Genomic DNA, 6,051 nt, shown 5'->3' with positions numbered 1-6,051 from the left:
AAAAGACGCAAAAAGTAACCCCTAATCCCCTCAAGATTGAGGGGTAGGGGAGTTGAAGTGTCGAAGACACTTTTTTACATAAATTTACAGTTTTTTAACGTTGAGAAAAAGGAATATTTTACAAACGCTCGGTATAATGTGTAGCGTAGTTTAAAAACGTAGAAGAGGGAGATTCAAGTTACTATGAAGAAAAGAATTGTTAGTATGTTATTACTTGTCTGTATGACGACGACGCTGGCAATGGGATGCGGAGGCTCTGAAGAGGAAAAAGAGACCGTAGACCTGAACAGTATGTCACTGGAAGAGATTGAAGCGCAGGCGAAGGAGGAAGGAGAGCTTGCCTCAGCTGCGATGCCGGATACCTGGGCAAACTGGGGAGAAACCTGGCAGGAATATACAGACCTTTACGGGATCGAACATGTAGATACGGATATGTCTTCTGCAGAAGAGATTTCTTTGTTTGAAACAGAAGGAGAAGATGCTACAAAAGATATCGGGGATGTTGGACAGGCGTTCGGACCGGTTGCAGAGGAACAGGGCGTAACACTTCCGTATAAAACCAGTTACTGGGACTCTATTCCGGACTGGGCAAAAGACGATGATGGGGACTGGATCATCGGATATTATGGAACGATGGCTGTGATTGTTAATAATAAGATTGTAGAAGATACGCCGACTTCATTTGAAGACATCTTAGATGGTGATTACATGGTAGCGGTCGGTGATGTGCAGGCGGCAACTCAGGCTCAGTATGCAGTCCTGGCAGCAGCCATTGCATATGGAGGAGGAGAAGACGATATTCAGCCAGGCCTGGATTATTTCAGACAAATTGCTGAGCAGGGAAGACTTGATCTGGGAGAATTCACACAGGCACGTATCGAAAAAGGAGAAGTGGGAGTAGCATTCCTCTGGGATTTCAATGCACTTGGATATAGAGAACAATTCCTGGAGAACAATCCCGATGCTGACTTTACCGTGTTTATCCCGTCAGAAGCATCCATTCAGACAGGATACTCCACTATCATCAACAAATATTCTAAGCATCCATGTGCCGCAGCGCTGGCAAGAGAGTACATTTTAAGCGACGAAGGACAGATTAATCTTGCTAAGGGATATGCAACACCGATCCGTGAAGATGTAGAACTTCCGGAAGATGTAGCTTCCAAGCTGCTGGACGACAGCCAATACACAAATGCAAGAATGGTGGAAGATCAGGAAGCATGGGACGAAACCGCAAAGACAATCGGTACTATGTGGCAGGAGGAAGTCGTAGCTTACGCAAAATAACATAGACTCGACGGATGACCGGGCTGCTGCTTTTTAGGCGGCAGCCCATTTTATGTAAAGGTGAGGTTAGAATGAAGACGCAAAAGAAAACATATATACTGGCGCTGGCACCGTTTTTGCTGTTATGTATTTTGTTTGAGATCATTCCGGTGATCTATACGGTGGTCAGAAGTTTCTTCCCAGAGGGAGGAGACATGGGATTTACATTGGATAATTATATTAATATTTTTACTGGAAAGCTGTACCAGCAAGCTATCATCAACAGTCTGATGATTTCGATTTTATCTTCTGTGATCGGGCTTTTGGTGGCTTTTATCGGAGCAAAAGCGGTCCATGAAAATGGCGGAAAGCTGAAGCAGGTTTTCATGAGTATTCTGAATATGGTGTCAAACTTTTCTGGTGTACCGCTGGCGTTTGCTTACATCATTATGTTTGGAAATATTGGAGTCATGACGATGATCGGCGGAAATTATGGAATTGAATTTCTGGCGGAGTTTCCGCTGTACTCTGTGTGGGGACTTCTTCTGATCTATGTATATTTTCAGATACCGTTATCTACATTGCTTTTGATACCGGCTTTTGACTCTATCCGTAAAGAGTGGAAAGAAGCAGTTGCATTACTTGGAGGAAGCAAAGGTACATTTTGGAGAAAAGTAGGAATACCGGTCTTAATGCCGAGTATCCTTGGAACCTTTTCTGTACTATTTGCAAATGCACTTGCGGCCTATGCGTCTGCCTATGCACTGCTGATGAATAACGTGTCGCTCCTGCCGATCCGCCTGTCAGAACAGTTCGTGGGAGATATTATCCAGAGACCGGAGTTCGGAAGCGCGATCGCAGTAGTTATGATGGTATTCATGGTGCTTGCGATAACGGTACAAAATAAGATGACGCCTAAGAAAGGGGGAAGACAGTGATGAATCAGGAAAAGAAAAACAAGCATGTGGGAGCCAAGCTGGCGATCGTTATTATCATAGCATATCTTCTGCTTCCCCTGGTGATGACGCTGATTTATTCCTTGTTTCAGGAATGGGTAGACATTATGCCGACAGGATTTACCCTGGGAGCATACACAGAGTTGTTTAGTGATCCTTTGTTTTGGAAAGCAGTGGGACGGACGGTAGTCATTTCGATTATCCCGATTCTTTTATGTACGGTGTTTGTGCTTCTTGCGATGTATGTGGTGGTTGTTTATCATCCGGAATGGGACAGACTGATCCAGATTTTATGTACGATTCCATATGCAATTCAGGGAGTCATCCTTCCCATCTGTGTATTATCTCTTTACAGCAGCGCGCCGGAACCTTTTGGAAACCGGATGTTTATGCTGGTTGCAACTTATATGGTAGTAATTCTGCCTTATGTATATCAGGGAATCCGTAATAATCTGCACGGAGTAGGAGCGCCCAGACTGATAGAAGCAGCACAGATGCTTGGCGCAAGTAAGTTTTATGCTTTTTTCCGCGTTGTAATCCCCAATATTATGGGTGGAGTTACGGTATCCGTTATGCTTGCGATGGCGATTGTATTTGGAGACTTTGTAATTATTAATACATTGGCTGGAGGACATTTTATGACCGCACAAATGTATCTGTATGATGTTATGAAAAAATCCGGACAGAGAACCTGTGCTGTCATCATTATTTTGTTCCTGGTGACACTGATTATTTCTGCATGTGCGTTTTTCCTGCAGTCAAGAGGGAAAGACAGAAAGGATAGATAAAAATGGCTTATATTGAATTTAAAAATATTGATAAATTTTACGGAGATAACCATGTATTAAAGGGGATTAATCTGGAAATTAACAAAGGCGATTTCGTTACACTGCTGGGGCCGTCCGGATGTGGAAAGAGTACCCTTCTGCGCTGCCTGGCAGGGCTGGAGCAGATTTCCGGCGGACAGATCCTGCTGGATGGGGAAGATATCACAAACAAGGATCCTAAAGACCGTAATATCGGAATGGTATTTCAGCAGTACAGCCTGTTCCCAAATATGACAGTAGAGGAAAATCTGTCGTTTGGATTAAAACTTCAGAAACTGGATACATCAGAGATAAACAGACGTGTCAAAGATGCTATAGATATGGTAGAATTAAAAGGAAAGGAAAAAGAGTATCCGGCAAATCTCTCTGGCGGACAGCAGCAGAGGGTGGCACTGGCAAGAGGAATTGTTATGCAGCCAAAAGTCCTTCTGCTGGATGAGCCTCTGAGCGCGATCGATGCAAAGCTGAGGAAATCCCTGCAGACCAGTATCCGCAGGATTCATAAAAATCTGGGGCTGACTTCTGTTTTTGTAACTCATGATCAGGATGAAGCGATGGTCATGTCTGACGTGATCCATTTGTTCCATGATGGAAAGATTGAACAGTCCGGACGCCCGGTTGAGGTATACACAAAGCCGGTTACGCCATTTGCGGCAGGTTTTATCGGAAGCTACAACATCCTTGATGCGGCCGCGATGAAGAGGATGACAAACAGAGACTGGCAGGGAGGCCAGGTGGCAATCCGCCCGGAGACATTCTTCCTTTCAAAGGATCAGATCACGACAGAAGATTACTGCATGGAGGGGACGATTACCGATTCTGTTCCGAGAGGGAATGTACTTCGTTACAGTGTAAATGTCAATGATGTAGAAGTTTACGCAGACGTTCTCTTCCGCAGTGCATCCATATATGATATTGGTGATAAAATTCATATCGGTATTTCTGACCGAAACTGCGTGCGTCTGTAAAATAAATATGTGGAGGTGGCGCATTGAATAAAATAACAATTCGGGGTTTTTCAGAGCATGGGAACTGGTATAAGGGAAATCTGCACAGCCATACGGTGAATTCGGATGGGATGCTGACTCCGGAAGAGTCAGTTAAAATGTTCCGGGAGCATGGCTACCAATTCCTTTGTTTTTCTGAGCATGATCTATATACAGATTACAGAGAAAAATTTGACTGCGAGGATTTTATTATCCTTCCCGGACTCGAAGCCTCGGCGGTGCTCTATGAAGGAGATGGTTCTTCTGGACGAAGAAAAAAGGTTCATCATATCCATGGGATTCTTGGGACAGAAGAAATGATAAAGAAAGCAGAACTTCCCTGTTACCGTCATAAAGAGATTCATCCTGTACTGAAATTTTATGGGGAATGGGATGGAGCTTTGGCTGCCCAGCAGCTGGCGGATGAGATGACAAAGAGGGGAATGATCGCAACCTATAATCATCCCATATGGTCCAGAGTGCGGGAATCAGAATTTATCTACACGAAAGGTATATGGGCATTGGAGATTTTCAATTATGATACAGTCAATGAAAGTGCCACCGGCTACGATGAGACCTATTGGGATGTAATGCTAAGGGAGGGAATTCCAATGTTGGGATTTGCTTCCGACGATAATCATAATGAAGGATTATTTGATGACAGCTGTGGCGGATATATAGTAGTAAAAGCGGATCGGCTGGACAGGGAAGAAATTCTGAAGAATATGCTGGCTGGAAATTATTATTCGTCTGCCGGGCCGGAGATTTATGACTGGGGAATCCGTGATGGTATTGCATATGTAGATTGCAGTGATGTTTTCCGGATTGATTTTATTGCCGGGAACGATGTAAACGATGGGACTTCCCATGTGTGCAAGGACTATGAAGAAACGATCCGGTACGGGGAATATGTGCTGAAAGGCCATGAGACCTATGTCCGGGTGAAATGTACAGATAAAAACGGAAAGACAGCCTGGAGCAACCCGATTTTTATGCAGGGGAGGAAACGGGGATGATCAGAAGTGATTATCATATGCATACCGAATTTTCTACAGACAGCGAAGCCCCTGTCGGGAGCATGATCGAAGCCGCTATACAGAAAGGTCTTACAGAGATATGTCTGACGGATCATTATGATCAAGACTATCCTGAAGTGCCGGATGTGGAAGGCGTGCCGTTTATATTCGATGTGGACGCATATTTCCGGATTCTGGAGAAGTATAGAGAATCCTATAAGGGGAGGATCCGGATCTGCACCGGAATCGAACTGGGTCTTCAGCCGCATCTGGGGGCCTTTTATAAGGATCTGACATCAAAATATCCATTTGATTTTGTTATAGGATCCGTCCATCTGATTCATGGGATCGACCCATATTATGGAGAAGCATTCCGAGGAAGAACAGACGAAGAGGTTTATGCAGAGACTTTTCGTCTGACTTTGGAAAATTTGAATATGGTTTCGGATTTTGATGTACTGGGGCATATTGATTATGTGGTACGGTATGGAAAAGAAAAGGCGGAGCACTACTCATATCGAAAGTATGCGGACGAAATTGATGCGATTTTGAAAAAAGTGCTGGACATGGGGAAAGGGATTGAATTAAATACCGGTGGATATAAATATGGCCTTGGTTTTTGCAATCCACACCCGGACATTATCCGAAGATACCGGGAATTGGGCGGAGAAATCATCACTGTAGGAGCAGATGCGCACTGCCCGGAGCATATTGCCTATGATTTTGCAAAGGCAAAGGCAGTGCTGGAAGAATGCGGATTCCGGTATTATACGGTTTTTGAAGAAAGAAAACCGGTGTTCAGAAAAATCGATTAGAGGGGTGAAAAGCCAACGTCATTTAGTTTAGACTTGACTTTTAAAATTCTCTTTAGGCAGAGATTTGATATTCTTATCTCTGCCTTTTTTGTTTTATAGGAAAATGCATGATTGAGGAAATTTGAGAAAAAGAAAACCCGCTGAAAAGCGGGCATGGCAATTAGACGGTTCAGGGTCAGAAGATG

The 6,051-nt window shown here is 44.0% G+C and carries 7 protein-coding genes; 6 read left to right on the top strand and 1 reads right to left on the bottom strand.

The features are described from left to right. The first annotated feature begins 183 nt into the window (after positions 1–183). The 6 genes from B5F53_RS19140 (at position 184) to B5F53_RS19115 (ending at position 5,866) form a co-directional block, all read left to right on the top strand. Entirely contained in the window at positions 184–1,287 is a 1,104-nt protein-coding gene (locus tag B5F53_RS19140) for an ABC transporter substrate-binding protein (protein WP_087227036.1), read from the top strand. Between the two features lie 71 nt (positions 1,288–1,358). After that, entirely contained in the window at positions 1,359–2,204 is an 846-nt protein-coding gene (locus tag B5F53_RS19135) for an ABC transporter permease (RefSeq protein ID WP_087227034.1), read from the top strand. Continuing rightward, positions 2,204–3,010 (top strand): ABC transporter permease, encoded by an 807-nt coding sequence (locus tag B5F53_RS19130; protein ID WP_087227032.1) that lies wholly within the window; start codon positions 2,204–2,206, stop codon positions 3,008–3,010. The genes B5F53_RS19135 and B5F53_RS19130 overlap by 1 nt, the downstream gene beginning before the upstream one ends. Before the next feature lie 2 nt (positions 3,011–3,012). Next, complete coding sequence (locus tag B5F53_RS19125) at positions 3,013–4,017, top strand: ABC transporter ATP-binding protein (protein ID WP_087227030.1); 1,005 nt, start codon at positions 3,013–3,015, stop codon at positions 4,015–4,017. A 23-nt stretch (positions 4,018–4,040) separates the two neighbouring features. Then, complete coding sequence (locus B5F53_RS19120) at positions 4,041–5,051, top strand: PHP domain-containing protein (protein WP_204246971.1); 1,011 nt, start codon at positions 4,041–4,043, stop codon at positions 5,049–5,051. Next, the gene (locus tag B5F53_RS19115) at positions 5,048–5,866 is read left to right on the top strand and encodes a histidinol-phosphatase HisJ family protein (protein ID WP_087227028.1); all 819 of its coding nucleotides are present in this window, start codon (positions 5,048–5,050) and stop codon (positions 5,864–5,866) included. The genes B5F53_RS19120 and B5F53_RS19115 overlap by 4 nt, the downstream gene beginning before the upstream one ends. Here the strand turns inward: B5F53_RS19115 and B5F53_RS20195 are convergent. After that, positions 5,863–6,051 (bottom strand): hypothetical protein (locus B5F53_RS20195; protein ID WP_204246970.1); only part of this gene is annotated, 189 nt, incomplete at its 5' end. The two genes, B5F53_RS19115 and B5F53_RS20195, sit on opposite strands and share 4 nt — an antisense overlap.

It is taken from the genome of Blautia sp. An249, from assembly GCF_002159835.1.
GTDB classification, from domain to species: domain Bacteria; phylum Bacillota; class Clostridia; order Lachnospirales; family Lachnospiraceae; genus Blautia_A; species Blautia_A avistercoris.
The sequence above is the reverse complement of the archived record's forward strand: the minus strand, read 5'-3'. Positions and strand labels throughout refer to the sequence as shown.

Bases quoted from the DNA above. Each gene is read 5' to 3' on its own strand.
- B5F53_RS19130 (WP_087227032.1), top strand. From the start codon at position 2,204: ATGAATCAGGAAAAGAAAAACAAGCATGTGGGAGCCAAGCTGGCGATC.
- B5F53_RS19140 (WP_087227036.1), top strand. From the start codon at position 184: ATGAAGAAAAGAATTGTTAGTATGTTATTACTTGTCTGTATGACGACG.
- B5F53_RS19125 (WP_087227030.1), top strand. From the start codon at position 3,013: ATGGCTTATATTGAATTTAAAAATATTGATAAATTTTACGGAGATAAC.
- B5F53_RS19135 (WP_087227034.1), top strand. From the start codon at position 1,359: ATGAAGACGCAAAAGAAAACATATATACTGGCGCTGGCACCGTTTTTG.
- B5F53_RS19115 (WP_087227028.1), top strand. From the start codon at position 5,048: ATGATCAGAAGTGATTATCATATGCATACCGAATTTTCTACAGACAGC.